This is a genomic window from Pseudohalioglobus lutimaris (genome assembly GCF_002866825.1).
GTDB classification, from domain to species: Bacteria; Pseudomonadota; Gammaproteobacteria; order Pseudomonadales; family Halieaceae; genus Halioglobus; species Halioglobus lutimaris.
The window spans coordinates 22,444-41,627 of record NZ_PKUS01000002.1; the positions used below are offsets into that span (position 1 = coordinate 22,444).

General features: G+C 60.1%; 14 protein-coding genes. 8 read left to right on the top strand and 6 right to left on the bottom strand.

Features of this window, described 5'->3' with window-relative positions; genetic code table 11:
- The first annotated feature begins 66 nt into the window (after positions 1-66).
- Positions 67-3,378 (top strand): mechanosensitive ion channel domain-containing protein, encoded by a 3,312-nt coding sequence (locus C0039_RS02495; protein WP_101517140.1) that lies wholly within the window; start codon positions 67-69, stop codon positions 3,376-3,378.
- Here C0039_RS02495 and C0039_RS02500 read toward each other — a convergent pair.
- The 5 genes from C0039_RS02500 to C0039_RS02520 form a co-directional block, all read right to left on the bottom strand.
- Positions 3,355-5,217 (bottom strand): DUF3604 domain-containing protein, encoded by a 1,863-nt coding sequence (locus C0039_RS02500; protein ID WP_076000675.1) that lies wholly within the window; start codon positions 5,215-5,217, stop codon positions 3,355-3,357. The genes C0039_RS02495 and C0039_RS02500 overlap by 24 nt on opposite strands.
- A gap of 64 nt (positions 5,218-5,281) precedes the next feature.
- Entirely contained in the window at positions 5,282-6,070 is a 789-nt protein-coding gene (locus C0039_RS02505; protein ID WP_076002323.1) for an enoyl-CoA hydratase/isomerase family protein, read from the bottom strand.
- 10 nt (positions 6,071-6,080) lie between these two features.
- The gene (locus C0039_RS02510) at positions 6,081-7,214 is read right to left on the bottom strand and encodes a CaiB/BaiF CoA transferase family protein (RefSeq protein ID WP_076000674.1); all 1,134 of its coding nucleotides are present in this window, start codon (positions 7,212-7,214) and stop codon (positions 6,081-6,083) included.
- A gap of 10 nt (positions 7,215-7,224) precedes the next feature.
- Positions 7,225-7,998 (bottom strand): 3-hydroxyacyl-CoA dehydrogenase, encoded by a 774-nt coding sequence (locus tag C0039_RS02515; RefSeq protein ID WP_076000673.1) that lies wholly within the window; start codon positions 7,996-7,998, stop codon positions 7,225-7,227.
- A 58-nt stretch (positions 7,999-8,056) separates the two neighbouring features.
- Positions 8,057-9,232: an acyl-CoA dehydrogenase family protein gene (locus C0039_RS02520; RefSeq protein ID WP_076000672.1), complete on the bottom strand. Its 1,176-nt coding sequence runs from the start codon at positions 9,230-9,232 to the stop codon at positions 8,057-8,059.
- Positions 9,233-9,359: 127 nt separating this feature from the next.
- Between C0039_RS02520 and C0039_RS02525 the strand changes: the two genes are divergently transcribed.
- From C0039_RS02525 to C0039_RS02535, 3 genes are all read left to right on the top strand, one after another.
- Positions 9,360-10,532 (top strand): GGDEF domain-containing protein, encoded by a 1,173-nt coding sequence (locus C0039_RS02525; protein ID WP_101517141.1) that lies wholly within the window; start codon positions 9,360-9,362, stop codon positions 10,530-10,532.
- A gap of 8 nt (positions 10,533-10,540) precedes the next feature.
- Positions 10,541-11,542: an AraC family transcriptional regulator gene (locus C0039_RS02530; RefSeq protein WP_076000670.1), complete on the top strand. Its 1,002-nt coding sequence runs from the start codon at positions 10,541-10,543 to the stop codon at positions 11,540-11,542.
- Between the two features lie 100 nt (positions 11,543-11,642).
- Positions 11,643-14,468, top strand: coding sequence for a DUF748 domain-containing protein (locus C0039_RS02535; RefSeq protein ID WP_133125926.1), 2,826 nt, complete (start codon positions 11,643-11,645; stop codon positions 14,466-14,468).
- A gap of 6 nt (positions 14,469-14,474) precedes the next feature.
- Here the strand turns inward: C0039_RS02535 and C0039_RS02540 are convergent, their stop codons facing one another.
- Complete coding sequence (locus C0039_RS02540; protein WP_076002322.1) at positions 14,475-14,990, bottom strand: SprT family zinc-dependent metalloprotease; 516 nt, start codon at positions 14,988-14,990, stop codon at positions 14,475-14,477.
- Between the two features lie 206 nt (positions 14,991-15,196).
- Here C0039_RS02540 and C0039_RS02545 point away from each other — a divergent pair, with 206 nt between their 5' ends.
- Genes C0039_RS02545 through C0039_RS02560 form a run of 4 tightly spaced genes read left to right on the top strand, consistent with a single transcriptional unit; the run spans position 15,197 to position 19,133 of the window.
- On the top strand, positions 15,197-16,216 hold the full coding sequence (locus C0039_RS02545) for a phosphotransferase (RefSeq protein ID WP_076000668.1): 1,020 nt from the start codon (positions 15,197-15,199) through the stop codon (positions 16,214-16,216).
- Between the two features lie 23 nt (positions 16,217-16,239).
- Positions 16,240-17,010: a crotonase/enoyl-CoA hydratase family protein gene (locus C0039_RS02550; RefSeq protein WP_076000667.1), complete on the top strand. Its 771-nt coding sequence runs from the start codon at positions 16,240-16,242 to the stop codon at positions 17,008-17,010.
- A 10-nt stretch (positions 17,011-17,020) separates the two neighbouring features.
- Positions 17,021-18,256: an acetyl-CoA C-acetyltransferase gene (locus C0039_RS02555; protein ID WP_101517369.1), complete on the top strand. Its 1,236-nt coding sequence runs from the start codon at positions 17,021-17,023 to the stop codon at positions 18,254-18,256.
- A gap of 7 nt (positions 18,257-18,263) precedes the next feature.
- Complete coding sequence (locus tag C0039_RS02560; protein ID WP_076000666.1) at positions 18,264-19,133, top strand: alpha/beta fold hydrolase; 870 nt, start codon at positions 18,264-18,266, stop codon at positions 19,131-19,133.
- Positions 19,134-19,184 lie beyond the last annotated feature (51 nt).

The following is a 19,184-nucleotide window of genomic DNA, read 5'->3' on the forward strand; positions in this document are numbered from 1 at the left end:
CGGCACAGCGGATGCAGAAAGGTTATTATGACCCACTGTGAGCATAGAATTGAATAAGCTGCCCCGATGATTGCACCTGTTTTTTTTCCGAACTTCCCCGCTCGCCGGGTCTGCCTGCTGCTTCTGACCCTTTTCATTGCCTCGCCGCTGGCTGCCCAGCAGCCACCAGGCCTCGATGACCTCGCCAGTCTGCGCAGAGCCGTTGACGCAGATACCAACCTCCCAGAGGAAGACAGTGCCGCGCTGGTGTCACAACTGGACAGTGCACAGAACCTGCTGGAAGCGCGCGACCGCTTCGATACCCGCGCCGCGCAGTTGAGCGAGCTGGTGGATGATGCCAGCCAGCAGGTAGAGCAATATAACCAACAACTGGCCCAGGCCAAGAACCGCAAAGCAGACACCGGAACACTGCTACCCGCTGCGGCTACTGCAGATCAGATACAGGGCCAGATTACTCTGATCACGGCCGAGCGCCAGGCCCTCAGTGAACGCCGTACACAGCTGCTCAAAGAGACCGACAACCTGGCCACGCGCCGCGCGGAAATCCAGCAGCGACTTGTGGAACTGCGGAAACAGCAGCCGCCCCCTGTCGCGAATACCGCAACAGGCACACTTTCAGAACGGGTGGCACGCGCTCTCGGCAATGCAAAGACACTCGCGCACACTGCCGAACAACAGGCACTGGAGCTGGAGATACTCAGCGAGCCGGCCCGCGCCCGGGTCAATGCTGCAGAACGCGCCTGGCTGGGCTTTGCGATTAGCGCAGCCGATACCAAACTGGCACAACTGAATGACGCTCTCGAATCCGCCCGCAGCAGTGCCACGGAGGAACAACTGGAGACAACGGCGCAACTGCAGGAACAGTTGCAGGACAGGGACCCGGTATTACAGCAGTTCGCGGCGGAAAATCGCGCCCTGGCCGAGCAGTTGCAATCCCTGGCGTCCACCGCCGATGAGGCTCGGTGGGACAGCCAGCAACTGCAAGACACACTGGAGGGCATAGAACAGGACTCACTGCTGATGCACCGGCGACTGCAGGTGGCCGGTCGCAAGGAAATACTGGGCAGGGTCATGATCACCCGCCTGGACAGCCTGCCGGAGACCGACAAGCTGAAACGTAAAATCGATGAGCGCAACGCGCTGATCGCCGATGCCTCAATGACACAAATCGATATCGAGGAGGACTTTCGGGCAATCAACGACCGCGAGGAGTACATGGCTGCTCTGGTGCCTGACCTGGAGACCTGGCAGCCTGAGGCCCGGGAACTGGCCAACAACCTGGTTGATCAGCGCAGGGACCTCCTGGAGAGCAATCTGCGCAGATACGGTTCGCTGCTACACCTGCTGCTGGAAAACAACGAGAGCACAGTACAGCTGATCGATGCCACCGAAACCTTCCATAAATTCCTGCTCGGCAACCTGCTGTGGGTGCGTAACTTCACCTATGTCGACATGGGCACACTGGCAAAGCAGGTTGCGGTTGTCCTGTCTGTAGATGACTGGGCCATGATTCCCATGCAACTCAAATCCGGGTTTCACGCCCAGCCCTGGTCAAACACCCTGCTCGCCCTGTTAGTGCTCTCGTTCATACTGCGCAGACGACTGCGACCGGTTTATGACCGCATGCTCAGCCAACCTATCCTGGTTAGCACAGCCACGCTATGGCACATGCTCGCCGGGCTGGCGCTCTCGGCCTTGCTGGTTTTGCCATGGCCGCTGTTGTTGTACTTGCTGGGCTTCATGCTTCGCGAAGGCGCACCCACCACCGAGTTCGCCGATGCCCTGGCACCGGCACTGGAATTCACTGCGCGCATTCTCTATATGCTGCTACTGACACGATTGATCGCCAGTCGGCACGGCGCGGGACGTCGATTCCTCAAATGGAATGCGCGTATGCTGGACGCCCTGCGCAAGGAGCTGAACTGGGCAGGGCCCACCGTTTGCGTGGCCGCATTGGTGGATGTATTCGTATTCAACCTGGACCTCGTTGTCAGCGGAGGCCCCCTTGGCGCTGCAGCCACAGCGGTTGTTGCCACCAGCATGATCGTCTTCTGTATACGCCTGTTGCGCCAGCCCATCTTTAATGAACATGCGCTGACCCGATTTAGCCTGCGTCTGGTGATTTTCGTGGCGGCCGCGGTGATTATCATGCAACTGATGGGTCTGCTTTTTGCGGCAGACATCTACCTGGTGGCATTGGGACGATCGATCATCGTACTGGGACTGATCAAGCTCGTGGCGGATGTGCTGCAGCGGTGGCTGTTGATCCTCCGTGCAAGGCTGGAGCGCCAATCCAGGGATGAAAGCCAGAACAGCGAACAGGCTACTGCAAACAGTGACGACGCTGAAGCACTGATAGATGTCATTTCGCTGTCCGAAGCACACACTAAAATGCTGACGCTTGCGCGCTTCAGCGGCGCAGCCGCCGCGCTTTTCCTCATCTGGGCACCCAGCCTACCGGCGCTGACGCTACTGGACTCGGTAACGCTCTGGGAGGTCAGTAACAGTGCCGATCCAACCGGCGCACTGCGCCAGATCAGCCTGTTCGACCTGACTCTCAGCCTGGTCATTCTGGTGGTGACCGGCCTGGTGGCCAGGAACCTGCCCTCCATCAGTGAGGTATTCATGCGCGAGTGGTCCAGCATGAGCGCCGGGGCCCGCTATGCGAGCAGCATCCTGCTGCAGTACCTGGTGATCGCCATCGGTGGCTCACTGTTTCTGAGCACCATTGGCTGGGAATGGGGCAAGGTGCAATGGCTGGTAGCGGCGCTGGGCGTGGGTATCGGCTTCGGCCTGCAGGAGATCGTGGCCAACTTCATAAGCGGCATTATCATCCTGTTTGAGCGTCCGGTGCGGGTTGGCGATATCATCAGCGCGGGCGGTGCAGAGGGCACGGTGAAAAAAATCAACCCGCGCGCCACAATTATCGAGACCTTTGATCGCAAGGAACACCTGATTCCCAATAAGGAGCTGATCACCGGCCAGGTCATCAACTGGACCCTTTCCGACGCTGCAATTCGCGTAATCATCCCGATCGGCATCGCCTATGGTTCTGATGCGCGGCAGGCAATGGCGCTGTTACTAGAGGCGGCCACGGAAGTAGACAACGTGCTCCCCGACCCGCAGCCAAGGGCGTCCTTCGAAGACTTTGGCGATAACGCACTGGTGCTGTGGCTGCGCTGCTACATCTCTGAAGACCGCATTGGCACCTGGACTGAATTGCGTACGATTATTAACGACAAGTTCGCCGCGGCCGGGATCGCCATTTCCTTCCCGCAGCGGGATGTTCACCTGGACACTGTGGAACCGCTGCAAGTGGAGGTGAGGCACCTGGGTGCAGGCCCCGAGGCTGCGTCAGGGGCGATACCAGATCGGTGAGGTGTAGGCCCGCTCCTGGATACTGTCGTCAAACTCGCCAGAGATATCCCGCTGCAGGGCGACAGCATCATAGAGTGAGTGGCGCGGTGTCGGTATCTGCAGCACGCGGGCATAGTAAAACGCCTGCTGGTGCGGTTGGAACTGCGGGTCCCGCCAGCGCACCGCGAGTCGTTCTGACCCGATAGTGTTGCTGTAGCTGGCGGTTGCCGCATCCACCGTATCACCCACCGCCGGCAGATTGCCCGCGGCATCAGGTCGACGGTCGCCAGACCAGGCCACGTCAAACACCTGTTCCTGGCTACGGCCCTCGTCATCCAGCCAGCCCTTGATTATCTGGATGCGATCCAGGTTGGCGCCATCGGCCTCCTTTTCCGCTATCACCAAAAATTCGGGCGATGCAGCATAGGCACCGTGAAGCTCACCGCCCATAGGCACACCGCTGGCCACTGCCTGCTGATATAGCCGCGCGCTGTCCAGCAGCGCTTCGCTATAGCCGCTGCCCGCGAAAAAACGTACCCCGATGCGCGGGCCGCTGGTTGCATACACCTCGCGTCGCTTGAGTGCGGCGACAATAGCCTCCCGGGTATTTTCCTCTGCCCAGACGGCGGCGAGGCCGGATGCGGACATATTCCAGCCCTTGGGCCGGCCCTGCGCATCCCCCCTGACTATGCCTTCCTTGTTAGCCGGAATGCTGTCGGCGGCAAACTTGCCGTGAAAGTTGTCCTCCTCGGCGCCCGCCAGACCCGAATGCGCATCGCTGGAGCCGATCAGGCCAAACTGATAGGGGTTCTGCCCCAGATCCTGCTGCAGCTCCAGGCCCAGGCGCAGGGCCGAACGGATGTAATCGGACTGCGACGCCAAATAGGGTGTGCGGTCACGCTGGATATAGAACGGGAAGGTTTCGAAGTCGGCGAAGGCGTCATCCGGTGACAGGTCCGGATGCGTTTCAGAGTCACCTTTGATCTGCGTCACCTCAACGACCTGCTCCCAGCGCATGCGGGCGGCCGCATACTCCGCTGACAAGGGGTTCCCCCGCAAAGTCCGGGTGTCAAACATATAGCCCTTGGATATATTCGAATTGTGCGGTATGGCGATGAAGTCAGCACCGGTCTCACTGCTGGTCGCGTCCAGCCAGGCCCAAAGATCTTCGGGGAATGAGCTGTCCAGAAAACTGAAGGGAAGGTAGCGCTGTGCCTGCTCTGCGCCGGAGTCGGTGATCACGATGCGGTGCAGGTTGGCGCCGCCGTTATTGGAACTCCATTCCCAGCCAATCAGGGCGCTGAACGTCCCCGGTTCATTGGCGGCGTCTGCGGCGGCGGTAGTCTCCACCCAGGTGGCCCGTGAAACCGCCGGCAGCGGCGGAATTCCGCCCATCTTGAACCCCTCTTCCTGCAGGCGCTCCCCCGCTTCCCGGGGGTCCTCCGCGGTGGGCAAGCGCGAACCAAACAACAGTGGCCCCCAACTGGAGCCCACACCAGCCTTGATCACCAGCGCTGAAAACCAGGCATAAACCGTGTCGATCAGGCCCAGTTCCTGCGTGGGGACCCAGTCTTCATAGACATGGCGCACCACACCCAGGAACTCCGCATGGTCCGACACCACCAGGAAGTCCAGGGGGGTGCCGATCTGCACGCGCGCGCCATGGTAGGGATGCACCACAGGTAAGCCACGCGCATAACGGTAAGCGGCTGCAGGGTCGATCGTCCGGTTACCGATGGTGATGGCATCAAATGAATTACTGGTGTGCAGGTGCGTATCGCCCCACAGCAAATGCTTGTCTGCTGCCGCAGCAAAGGGGGCTGCCGCCGCCAGCACGGCCAGAATCGCTATTCGTCGCATTTCAACTCTCGTTATTACGATGCGGCTAAAATACTACCATGCGTGATGGCCTATCGGGTGAGCGTCAGCGCCCTTTCCATTGCGGCGCCCGCTTTTCCAGGAACGCCGCGGCACCTTCTGCGGAATCCTCGCTGGCGACACAGATACGCTGCAGATCAGCTTCGTGAGAGATCACCTTGTCAAGATCTGACTCACACGCCTCGGCCACGGCGCGCTTGGCATAGCGCAACGACAGGGGCGCGCGAGACGCCAGGTCGCTGGCCCAGGCCAGTGTGGACTCAAGCAGTTCCTCACTGGGCACCACGCGATTACACAGACCCCACTCCAGGCATTTCGCAGCAGGGAGCTTTTCCCCGGTGGCAATAATTTCATAAGCGCGCTTGCGACCAACCGTACGCACCAGGTGCCAGGTCGCCCCGCCGTCGGGCACCAGGCTTATCGCGGTGAACGCCTGGTAGATATAGGCATCCTCCGCCATGACCGTGAGGTCACAAACCATGGCGAAGGCGCTGGAAATCCCCGCCGCGGGGCCATGTACCGCACTGATCCAGGGCTTGGGTGCCTGGTAAATTTCCAGCATCACCGGCTTGTATTCCAGGTTCAGCTGATCGTCCACCCGCCAGCTGGGGTCAGACATGGGCGTTTCACTGAGGTCGGCGCCGGCCCCGAAGCCGCGGCCGGCGCCAGTGAGCACAACCACGCGAATGGCATCATCGTTATTGACTTCGCGAGCGGCAAGCAGAATGTCCCGGCGCAGGGAGGCGTCAAACGCATTGAGTGCCTGCGGGCGATTCAGGGTAACCACCGCGACCGCACCCTGGCGCTCCACGGTTACCGACGGGTAAGTACTCATCACACAGCCCTCATACGATGGCACCATCGCGCTTGAGCTCGTCCAGTTCCTGCTCGGCAAAGCCCATGTCGGTCAAAACCGAACGGGTATCGGCGCCCAGGTCAGACCCGCTGTTGCGCACCTGCGAGGGGGTGCGCGAAAAACGCGGCGCCGGCGCAGGCTGGGTGACACCGTCTACTTCAATGTAGGTGCTGCGTGCCACGTTCGCCGGATGCTGGGCAGCATCAAGCAGGTTGAGAACCGGGGCAAAGCACACGTCAGTCCCCTCCATCAACTCACACCACTGCGCCTGCGTTTTCTGCAGGAAGACAGCGCTGATCTTTTCTTTCTGTTGCGGCCACAGCGCGGGATTGTTCTGCTCAGCGAAATCCTCATCGGAAAGACCGGCCTTCTCCCGCAGCAGCGCGTAAAACTGTGGTTCGATGGAGCCGATGGAAATGTATTCGCCGTCCGCGCATTCATAGACGTCGTAGAAGAAGGCCCCTCCGTCAAGCAAATTGGATTCCCGCTGGGTCGCGTCCCACATACCCATTGCCTCGAAGCTATGGAACATCCACATTAACTGCGCAGCACCATCGACCATTGCTGCATCAATCACCTGCCCTTTGCCTGAGTTGGCGGTTTCCAACAGAGCCGCCAGCACGCCATTGGCCAGCAGCATACCGCCACCGCCCATATCGCCGACCAGGTTCAGCGGGGCCACAGGTTTCTCACCCTTGCGGCCCATGGCAAACAGGGCACCGGTAATGGAGATGTAGTTGATATCGTGCCCGGCCGCCTGGGCCAGCGGCCCTTCCTGGCCCCATCCGGTCATGCGCGCAAAAACAATTTTTGAATTGCGCTGCAGGCAGACATCAGGACCTATGCCCAGTTTTTCACAAACACCGGGGCGAAAGGGATCGATGATGACGTCGGCGTTTTCCACCATGCGCAGAAGGGTCTCAATGCCGGCAGGGTCCTTGAGGTTAAGTGCCACGGACTTTTTACCGCGGGTACTCACGTCCTTCATGTGTAAGCCGGGCGGCGTGCCGGCGCGGTCGATGCGGATCACTTCCGCACCCATGTCCGCAAGGATCATACCGCCCATCGGGGCGGGTCCTATGCCTGCCAATTCCAAAACTGTGTAGCCATTCAGCGGTCCCATGATTTACTCCTTAGCGCGGTTGCATGCGAATCGCGCCATCGAGACGAATACACTCTGCGTTAAGGTAATCGTTCTCGGCGATGAACACTGAAAGGTGAGCGATCTCGGAGGGCCGGCCAAGGCGTGGCGGATAACAAACCGATGCTTCAAGCGACTTGTAGGCCTGCTCTGGAAGCGACTCAAACAAGGGGGTATGAATGAGCCCGGGAACGATGGTGTTGACACGAATACCGTAGCTGGCGAGGTCGCGCGCCATGGGGACAGTCATGCCGATCACGCCGCCCTTGGAAGCGGAATAGGCCACCTGCCCCACCTGCCCTTCGTAGCCGGCAACCGAGGCCGTGTTGATAATCACGCCACGCCCACCGTCTTCGTTCACCGGGTCGTTTTTCGACATTGCCTCGGCGGCGAAGCGTGAAACGTTGAACGTGCCCACCAGGTTAATATCGATGACGAACTTGTACTGGTCCAGCGGAAATACACCGTTTTTTCCATAGGTCTTACAGGCGTTGCCAATACCCGCATAGTTGTTACAAATATGCAGGGCACCGAACTTTTCGACTACGCCGGCGACCGCATCCTTTACGCTGTCCTCGTCGGCGACGTTGACATTCCAGAAGGCCACGTTGTCGGCACCCAGCTCGCCGATCACCTGGTTGGCGTTGTCTTCGTTCATATCGAAGATCGCCACCCTGGCGCCCTTGGCAACATAGGCTTCAACGGTGCCACGACCAAGGCCAGAGGCGCCGCCGGTAACGATTGCTACTTTTCCATTCAGATCCATTTTCGTTCTCCTGTTATTCAGTTTTCAGTTTTCAGTTTTCAGTTTTCAGTTTTCAGTGTTAAAAATTACGAGTATTGAAGGGTACATAGTCATCGCCCAGGCAATCGCGCCCGATGATCAGCTTCATGATCTCGGAGCTGCCGGCATATATGGTGGAGATCTTGGCATCGGTGTACTGGCGAGAGATTGGGTATTCGTCCATATAACCGTGACCGCCATGCAGTTGTACACCCAGTTCTGCGACCTTTACCTGCAACTCACTGGTATACAACTTGGCCTCGGCAGCATCCACCGCGGTGAAGCAGCCAGCATTGAACGCGGCTACGCACTGGTCGACGTATACCTGGGCGATATCCAGTTCGGTGCGCATCTCTGCCATCTTGAACTGGGTATTCTGGAAGGCGGCAACCGGCTTGCCAAAGGCCTTGCGCTGCTTGACATAGTCGGCGGTCAGGTCCCAGGAGAGCTGCGCACTGGCCAGATAACCGGCGGCACCCAGCAGGCGCTCCTCGGCGAGCCCCATCATCAAGTAAACGAAACCCTTGCCCGGCTCACCCAGCACATTGGCCCTGGGCACTTTTACATCATTGAAAAACAGCTCTGCGGTATCCTGTGCCTTGAGACCCATTTTCTTCAGGTTGCGACCACGCTCAAACCCCTCCATACCGCGCTCTACCAGGAACAGGGTCATGTGATGAGGATTGTTCTCCGGGTCAGTCTTGGCCGCGACAACCACCAGGTCGGCGTTGATACCATTGGAAATAAAGGTCTTGGAGCCGTTGAGCACCCAGTGGTCATCCTGCTCAACCGCCGAGGTACGCATCCCCGCCAGATCTGAGCCTGCATCCGGTTCGGTCATCGCCACGGCCAGGATGTATTCTCCACTCACGCACTTGGAGAGGTAGCGATCGCACTGCTCCTCGTTGCCGAAGCGGGTTAAGTAGGGGCCTACCAGGCGGCTGTGCAGGGTATTAAACCAATCCCCGCAACGGGCGTAATTGGTCTCCTCGATAATAATCTGTTCAAAACGGAAGTCCTCGTCGCCCATCCCACCATAGCGCTCGTCCGGCCAAACCATGAGAAAACCCTGCTCACCCGCCTTGCGAAATGCCTCCCTATCCACGATTCCTGCCTCACGCCAGCTCTCCATATGTGGCACAATCTCTGTTGCGAGAAATTTGCGATAGGCATCGCGAAACATGTTTTGCTCTTCGGTAAAGTTTCTTGGCAGCATGACGGGGTACCTCGGGTAAACAGACTGTCAACGGGCGCTCAGTATGGTTAGCGCTCCGGCGAGCAACAATGACCGCCCCCGACAAATTAATTGACTGGAAATGACAGTGAGCTGGGCTGACTGACCGATGGTGGAAATTTTTCCCGAGAACTGGGCCGTACTGCACCTGGGGCTGATTTTTTGCCTGACCCTGGCGCAGCTTCTGGTTGTCTACGTACTCAGCGACCATCACAACCCACCAATGGGCCTGGGCCTCTTTACTGTCTACTTCATGGCAGCACTGCTGGGCTGGATTGCCTTCACCCTGCAACAGGGGACTATCGCCCCCATGACCCTGGATGTGCCTGCGGTGGCCGCGATGATCAACAGCTACCTGTTGTTCCTCGCCGCGGGACAACGCGCAAATAAGCACGTGGGCCGGATTGTGCTCGGGGGCTGCTGCCTGGCGGGCTGTCTCAGTGTATTTTTCCTCAACCCGAAGGCAATGTATGTCGTGTACAGTGCCCTGTCGGGTTTCTTCTTCGCCGCCGCAGGCCTGCTATGCGCCTACCGTGCCTACAGCAAACACAATGTCGGTGATGGCATAATCGCCGGCGCAGCCGTGCTGATGGTCGCCAGTGTGCCCATTGCCTTCTACCAGCTGTTTACCTCAGACAACCTGCAACTGGCGCGCGTTATCACTTTCGGCGCGTACACCTGGTCTTTTGTGCTGCTGGCGATTGGCTTCCTGACCAGCGTGCTGATCGAGTATCAGCAGCACCTGTCACACCTCGCAGTAGAAGACCCACTGACCGGTCTGCTCAACCGTCGAGGCATGGAGGACGCACTGCGTGTCAGTATGGCGCGCGCCAATCGAGAGAATGCGCAAACCTCGGCAATGATGATCGACATTGATCACTTCAAGAACGTCAATGACAGCTTTGGCCATGAAACCGGCGACAATGTCATTCGTGAGGTGGCCGCAATACTGGAGCGCATGAGCAGGGCCAGTGACGTGGTGGCGCGCGTTGGCGGCGAGGAGTTCATGCTGATCCTCCCGGATACCGATGCCAGCGCAGCGCGGCTGGTGGCAGAACGGATCTGCAGGACCCTGGGGGAACGGCCACTGCGGGTTGACCAGCAGTCTATTCCCGTTACCGTAAGTATCGGGGTGGCCTGCAGTCGCGGCGAAACCAGCCTCGACGAACTGTGCCAGGAGGCTGATCGCGCCATGTACCTGGCCAAGCGCGGCGGCCGCAACCGCGTGGCGTCGGTAGAGTCCAGGCCGGTTCACCTCAGCAACAGCGCCGGGGTAAGCTGAGGGACACCATGCGCGACTACTCCATTTCAGTCTACTTCATCAAGGCCGTGCTGAAAAACGCGGTGGCCCAGGGCCTGGATCCCATCAGCCTGCTGCGGAAGTCACGCATATCGCCACGGCTGCTGCTGGAGAAAGAAGCTCGCATCTCCGTGGAGCGTTTCGCTGACCTGCAGGTGAACACCATGCTGGCGATGAATGACGAGGCCCTGGGCTACGTTTCGCGACGCACACCCATCGGCTGCTGGTCAATGATGTGCCATGCCGTAATCGGCTGTGAAACGCTGGGTCAGGCGATTGCGCGCTATTGTCGTTTCTACCAGTTGTTCGAGTCTGGCGTTCACCCCCAATTGATCGTTGACGGTGATGAAGCGCGAATTGGCGTCGTCACTGCCGATGAGGGTGCCGCACCTGATCCCTATATGACCGAGTTACTGCTGTTCAATGCACACCGTTTCGCCAGCTGGTTGATACAGGAACACCTGCCGTTGCAGTGCGCGCAGCTGGCCTACCCGCCGGCGACCGATCTGCGCGAATACCGCGCCATGTTCCTGGGTAACCCGATAGAGTTTGAAGCCCAGCATTCGCAGCTGGTATTTTCCACCGCCCTGCTGGACCGCCGCATCACCCAGACTGAACAGACATTGCGACACTTTCTGCGTCACCCCGTGCTGATGCTACTCACCCAGACCTACGACCAGAACAGCTGGACCGCCCGCGTGCGCGAGGCCGTGCACCAGCACCTGATCGATATGCCGGAGCTGAACGATGTAGCAGCCATGCTGGATGTACACCCGCAAACCCTGCGTCGCCGCTTATCGACCGAGGGAACAACCTTCAAAGAGGTCAAAAGCCAGGTGCGCCGCGACACGGCCCTGCACTACCTTGGCAAGCAGGGCCTGTCCATTGAGGAAATCGCCCATCGCGCAGGCTTCTCTGAATCCTCCGCATTTATCCGCGCGTTCAAGGGCTGGACAGGCGTCACTCCCTACACCTACCGCAAAGGCCTGTGACGGCGCGCTGAGGGTGCAACGCCGGCTGCGCGCGCTTTTCCGTTTGCTTCAGCAGCATTTCGACTATAGTTAACCCGCTACCAGAAACGAGGAACGGATTGTGTTGAGAAAAATAGTGCGGGTACTCGCTGGAATCTATATTGCTTATGTGCTGATCGCCTTGCTGGTGGTGATGCCCGCGGCCAACTTTCTCGCCCCCAAATACGTGCACGACACCTACGGCAGGAAACTGCACACCGACATCATCCTGTTCAATCCCTTCACCTTCAATGCCGAGGTGCGCGGCGCCAGGCTCAGCGAGACCGATGGCAGCGCCTTCGCCGCACTGGACCGGGCCAGTGTGAACCTTTCTCTCGCCAGCCTGTTCAAGCAGGGTGTCGTGCTGGACGAGGTCAGTCTGCAGGGACTGCGGCTGCACCTGCGCCGTATCGACGCCGAGACCTATAATTTCTCTGACCTGATTCCTCCGGCAGACGAAGAACCCGCCCCAGAGAGCGATGCAGGTATCCCCGCCGTCACCATCGACAGATTGTCATTCACCGCTGAACGTATCGACCTGAGCGACGAGGCGCGCGATGAGCCTTTTCGCACTCACTATAAAGGCATCGACATAAACGTCACCGACCTGTCCACCATCGTCGAGGAAGGCAAACCCTACCGCATCGCGGCACATGCCGAGTCCGGGGGCGCCCTGGACTGGGAGGGCACCGTTTCGATTCCCGCTGCACGCAGCGAGGGCACATTGCGCATCAGTGAGCTCAGCCTCAGGCCTATCTGGCGCTTTGCCCGCCCCTGGCTGCGTTTCGAGCTGCGCGAGGGCAAACTCAGCCTGCAGGGCGACTACGCCGTGTCCTGGGGTGAGGGCCTTGATTACGACGTGACCAACGGCCAGCTCCGCCTGGCCGCGTTGGATATCCAGCCACTCGATGACCAGGAGCTTGCCGATACCGGCCTCTCCATGACTGCGCTGACAGTCTCGGCGGTGACGCTTGCCGGCAGCGAGGCCACCGTTGATGTGAGTGAGGTGCGTATCGATAACCTGGCAGTGGCTGGATGGAGTGAGGGTGCGCAGGTCAGCCTTGCGGAGCTGTTCGCCATGGACAAACTGCCGGAATCCGGGGCGGAAACTGAAGCCGCACCAAGGGACGAGACCGGACCCGAGTGGCAAGTAAACGTGGCGGACATACGCCTTCAGAACAGCAATGTTCGCTGGCGCTCAGAGTACACCGACCCACCCGAATTGTTGATCTCGCCAGTGGAAGCGCGGGCCCAGGCCATCAGCTGGCCGTTTAGCGGTGACTCTCCCCTCTCCCTGTCGTTCACCATCAACGACACGACGCAGTTCACAGTAGACGGCGCGCTGGCCCTGGAAAATGGGCAGGGCAACCTCGAGTACTCGCTGGCGGCGCTGCCACTCGCCTGGTTCAACCCCAATCTCCCCAGCGCCCTGAAGGCGACGATCACTGACGGGAAGTTGGATACCCGCGGCACGATCAGCCTCAACGAGTTCCTGCCGGTTACCGTTGCCACCGACGGCAGCATTACTGCGTTCTCCGGCAGCATGGAAGACAGCGAGGAGGCGCTGACACGCTGGGATACCGTGCGCTGGAGCCAACTCAAGGTCAACCTGGATGAACGTCTGGTGCATCTCGACAAACTGCAAATCCACGACTACGAGGGCCGTGTACATATCGCCAGCGACGGCAGCGTCAATGCCTCCAGGGTATGGCAGGAGGAAGTGGGTGAACGGGCCGGGGAGATCGTACATGACCTGGACCTGGATCGCCCCTGGCAGGTGGATGTACCTGAAATTTTCATCTCCGACAGCGCCATCGACTTCAAGGACGAGTCCCTGCCCATCCCCTTCCGCACCATCATCGGCGATGTTAACGGCAGCATAATCAACGTCAGCTCCGCGCCGGGCGCGGCAACCGATGTAGATATCAAGGGCTCAGTGGACGGCTATGCACCTGTTGCCCTCCTGGGCTCAGCCGTGCCTTTCGCCGACACACCCGAGCTGGACCTTGAGCTCACCTTCAAGGGGGTCGACATGGTGTTGCTCAGCCCCTACTCAGGCACGTACGCGGGTCACAGCATCGAACGTGGCCTGCTCAGTCTGGACCTGGGCTACAGCCTCGAGAACAACCGGCTCAAAGGCAACAACCAGATTGTAATCGACCAGCTGAAGCTGGGTGACAAAGTTGATAGCGACAAAGCCCTGGATCTGCCTCTGGAGCTGGCGCTGGCCCTGCTCACAGACATGAACGGCGTTATTGATCTCAAGATCCCGGTAGAAGGCGACGTAAACGACCCCCAGTTCGCCATTGGCAGCGTGGTCGCCGGCGCCATTGTCAACCTGATCACCAAGGCCGTCACCGCGCCCTTCGCCCTGCTTGGCAGCCTGGTCGGCGCTGAGGAAGATTTGCAGCGCGTGGCTATCCCCACCGGCACAGCACAGCTCAATGAGCAGTCGCAGGAAAAGCTGGGCTTACTCTACGAGGCGCTTAACCAGCGCCCCGCACTGACCCTGGTGATCGGCGGCCAGGTGCAACTGGATGCCGACCGCCACGCACTGCAAAAGGCCGCTCTGGCACAAGAGCTGATCGCCGCAGGCGTGCAGGCCGGGGAAGTTTCCAGCCGTGGACCGGACTACATGGCGGTCATCGACAAACGCTATGCGGACCTGGGAACAGGAAAAGGCCTTGACGAGACCAGTTTCAAGCAGCGCAATGACGCCGTGCTGGCGACCTTTGCAGTCAGCGATGAACAATTGCTTGGCTTAGCCCGGGACCGGGCCGTCGCCACCAAGGAATACCTGGTCAATGAGTTGGGTATGCCCGCAGACAAGGCGGTCATCGAACAGGCGGCGGAGCTGGATGGCGATGCGCAGGCCTTCAGCGGGGTGGTGTTGGACGTCGACTACTGAGTGCGTTCAGGCGCAGTAAACCAGGTGCGCTTCGCAGTAGCGACACAGATAGCTACCCTGGCCTTTGCGCATGCGATTGTGGCGCGTGGTTGACACCTGGTGTTCGCGGCAGCCACAGCGGTAGGGGTGGGTGCGCTGGCGGCGTTGCGGAATGCCTTCAAGATCCAGTTTGAACGTCACCTCGGGGTCGGCGTTGAAGTAGTGCATGAGCGCCTGCCACTCGACTCCGTGGGGCTTTACCTTCCCCACACCATATACCTCGTGCACGATATAATGCGCCACCTCATGCGGCACCGTGCCGTCCAGGTTCAGCTGCCAGTACTTGGAGAATATCCAGGGGTTATAGCGTATTTCCCGCCGGCGGCGGTGGGCACGGAACATGCCCGCTGTCGTGCCGCGCAGGTCAAACAGCACAGGGATACGCTCAAATGGGCGTTCAAGGACCTCCTCGGCCGTCGTAATGTAGTGCTCAGTGCGCGCCAGCACCTGCTGGCGCTGCGCTTCATCAATGGGCTCAATCACCGCGCGATACCGCAAAAATCAGGGACCATGCCATACTACCAGAGCAACCCCTGGCCGGCTGTCAGATTTGGTCTATTTTTTTGTTGTATCGAGTCATTGGCAGCCGGGAATGCAGGCCACAGACTCATGCACCGGGTTCGCACCTGGAGCCAAACCCCAGGGCCCGCTGGTGCAGCGGGTCCCGCACACCAATAAACAGGACAACCATGAGCGCACACGAACTGGACACCTTGAAGCTGGGCGAATACCTGGCAGAACACATCCCCGACTTTGCGGGTCCATTGACCACGGAAAAATTCGCCGGTGGCCAATCCAACCCCACTTTCAAACTCAGTGCCGGAGGCAGAGACTATGTGCTGCGCCGCAAGCCCCCCGGGGAGCTGTTGAAATCCGCCCATGCTGTGGACAGGGAGTTCCGCGTTATTTCCGCCCTGCGCGACACCGACGTGCCAGTGCCCAGGGCTTACGTCCTGTGCGAGGACGAGTCGGTGATCGGCTCCATGTTCTACGTGATGGAGTACCTGGAGGGCCGCATTCTCTGGGACCCCACCCTGCCTGAAGCCCACGACAATGCAGAGCGCGCCGCTATTTTCGACAGCATGAACGCCACCATGGCCGCCCTGCACAACGTCGACGTGGACGCGGTTGGCCTCAGCGATTACGGCCGCCCCGGCAACTACTTTGAGCGCCAGCTCAGCCGCTGGACCAAGCAATACCGGGCCTCCGAGACCAAGACCATTCCCGCCATGGAGCGACTGATGGAGTACCTGCCGGCCAACATGCCAGCGGATGACGGTCGTGTCAGCCTGGTGCACGGCGACTACAGGCTGGACAACCTGATGTTCCACCCCACCGAACCGCACGCCATCGCCCTGCTCGACTGGGAGCTGTCCACACTGGGTAACCCACTCGCCGACCTGGCCAACCAGTGTATGGCCTGGATGTTGCCGGGTGACGGCAGCGTCGCCGGCATGGCCGGCGTGGACCGCAAGTCACTGGGCATCCCCACTGACGAGGAATACATCGCCCGCTACTGCGAGCGTACCGGCCGCGAGGGCATCGACAACTGGAACTTCTACATCGTGTTTTCCATGTTCCGCCTGGCCGCCATTTTACAGGGCGTGCTCAAGCGCGCGGAACAGGGTAATGCCTCCAGTCCGGAAGCACGGGCGCGCGGTGCGCTGGTCGAGCCACTGGCTGACCTGGCCAACTCACTAATCGATTAAGCACATATAACCGGAGAATAACCATGACAGATGAACAAGCCGTACTGGTGGACGTCGCCAATGGGGTAATGACCGTTACCCTGAACCGCCCCAAAGCAAAGAATGCAGTCAATAAGGCCGTCGCCGTCGCCGTGGCGGCAGCGATGGACGAGCTGGACAGCAACGACGCAATCCGCGTCGGCATCATTACCGGTGCCGGCGGTACCTTCTGCGCGGGCATGGATTTGAAGGCCTTCGTCACCGGGGAACTGCCAATAGTGGAGGGTCGCGGTTTTGCCGGTCTGGTTGAAGCGCCGCCGCAGAAGCCGCTGATCGCTGCGGTAGAGGGCTTTGCCCTCGCCGGCGGCCTGGAAGTGATGATCAGCTGCGACCTGGTGGTGGCGGCAGACAACGCGAAATTCGGTATCCCGGAAGTCAAACGCGGTCTCGCTGCCGCAGCTGGCGGCCTGGTACGCCTGCCCCGGCAGATTCCTCCGCGCGTGGCCATGGAACTCGCGCTGACAGGAGACTTCATGGACGTTGAGCGCGCCATACAGGTGGGCCTGATCAATCGCGCGGTCCCCGCGGGCACAGCCCTGGCGGGCGCGCAGGCGCTGGCCGCAACCATTGTGGCTAACGGGCCGCTGGCAGTGAAGCTCAGCAAGCAGGTGATTGCCGAGTCCGGTGAATGGAGCGCCCAGGAAATGTGGCAGAAGCAGCAGGAGATCGTGATGCCGATATTCACCAGTGAGGACGCCATAGAGGGCGCCACGGCATTTGCTGAAAAGCGCGCACCCAACTGGAAAGGAAAATAGGAAACCAATGATGAATGAAGCATGGATTATTGACGCCTGCAGAACACCGCGCGGTCTCGGCAAAAAAAGCAAGGGATCACTGGCAGGACAACACCCCCAACACCTGGGGGCAGTGGTGCTCAAGGCACTGGCTGAGCGCAATGACCTCAACACAGCCGATGTGGGCGATGTCATTTTTGGCACCAGTTCCCAGCGCGGACGCCAGTCCGGCGATCTGGCGCGCATGGCGGCCCTGGAAGCCGGTTACGACATCACCTCTTCCGGCATGACCCTGGACCGCTTCTGCGGCTCAGGCATCACCTCTGTGCAACTGGCGGCGATGAACATTCTCTCCGGCACCGAGGATGTCGCCATCGGCGGGGGCGCCGAAATGATGTCCATCTACGGCGAGGAAGGCGCGGCACCGTCCATGTTCCTGGACAACGACAACCTCACCCTGCGCGCTGCGCATCCGCAGCCCCACCAGGGTGTTTGCGCCGATGCGGTCGCGACCATTGAGGGCATCACCCGAGAAGACCTGGACCGACAGGCGTTCGAGACCCAACAAAAAGCTGCACGCGCTATTGCTGAAGGACGTTTCGACAAGAGCCTGGTACCCGTCTTTGACGTGGACGGTAACCTGGTGCTGGACAAGGAAGAGTTTCCGCGCCCGCAAACCACGCTGGAGGGCCTGGCAGAGTTGCAGCCGGCGTTTGCTGCAGTCGCGGACTATGCGCTGGACGAGGCCGGCACCACCTATCGCCAGCTGGTGCTACAAAAGTATCCAGGCCTGGAAATCACGCATGTGCACCATGCGGGAAACTCTTCCGGGGTCGTCGACGGCGCCGGTGCACTGCTGCTGTCTTCACCCGACTATGCGCGCGCCCAGGGCTGGAAGCCCCGCGCCCGCGTTGTCGCCATGGTGAACCAGGGTGACTGCCCCACACTGATGCTCAACGCGCCGGTGCCCGCGGCAAAGAAAGTGCTGGCCAGGGCCGGGCTGGACGTCAGCGATATCGACGTGTGGGAAATCAACGAGGCCTTCGCCGTGGTGTCGGAAAAGTTTATGCGCGACCTGGGCATGGACCGTGACAAGGTCAACATCAATGGCGGTGCCATGGCACTTGGGCACCCTATTGGCGCCACCGGCTCGCTGCTGATCAACACGGCACTGGACGAACTGGAGCGCCAGGACAAACAGTTCGGCCTGGTCACCATGTGCGCCGCCGGCGGCATGGCACCGGCGATCATTATCGAGCGGGTCTGATTCGCACATGGTCGAACCCAGAGAGTTCCACCTCGACATAGGAGACGTGGAGTTGGCGGTGCTGGAGTGGCCGGGGGAAGGCGACCCTGTATTGTTGTTGCACGCCACTGGTTTCCACAGCCGTTGCTGGAGCCAGGTGGTGGCTCAGCTCCCGGGGCAGCACGTGTTCGCCGTTGACTTACGCTACCACGGCCGCAGTGGCAGCCTGGGCGACGTCGACTGGAACGTGCTCTGCGCTGACATCGTCACACTCGTTGAAACCCTGGACCTGCAAAACGTGGTGGGCGTGGGCCATTCGATTGGCGGCTACATGATCGCCCGCGCGGCAGCGGCTCACCCTGAGCGATTCAAACACCTGTTGTTGATCGACCCGGTGATTGTTGCCCGGGAAGAATATGACGAGGCAAGGAAACGGGTTGCCACTATTACGGCGGCAGACCACCCGGTGGCGCGACGCAAGAATCGCTGGCAGGACGCTGCGGAAATGTTCGATCGCTTCAAGGACCGCGAGCCTTTCAGCAGCTGGCAAACTGAGGTACTGCGGGATTACTGTGACTACGCCCTGAAGCCCGCCAATGAGGAGGGCTACAGGGAACTGGCCTGTGATCCCATGAACGAAGCGGCGGTCTATATCAGTCAGGCCATGAGTGACGCCGTGCACGAAGACATTCCCCGCATCACCACCCCCACTACCCTGTTGCGGGCTCGTTACGAGGGTCTTTCCATCACCGACCTCAGCACCTCACCCACCTGGCCGGGGCTGGCCCAGGCCATAACCAACTGCCAGGAGCACTACCACCCGGAGATGAACCACTTTATTCCTATGCAGGACCCACTTTTGGTAGCTCGCCATATTCGCCAGGCGCTGGATGTTTGAACGGAGTACGCCACAGAGGTTCGCGGCCAGGTGGCCACTTGCCTGCTGGCA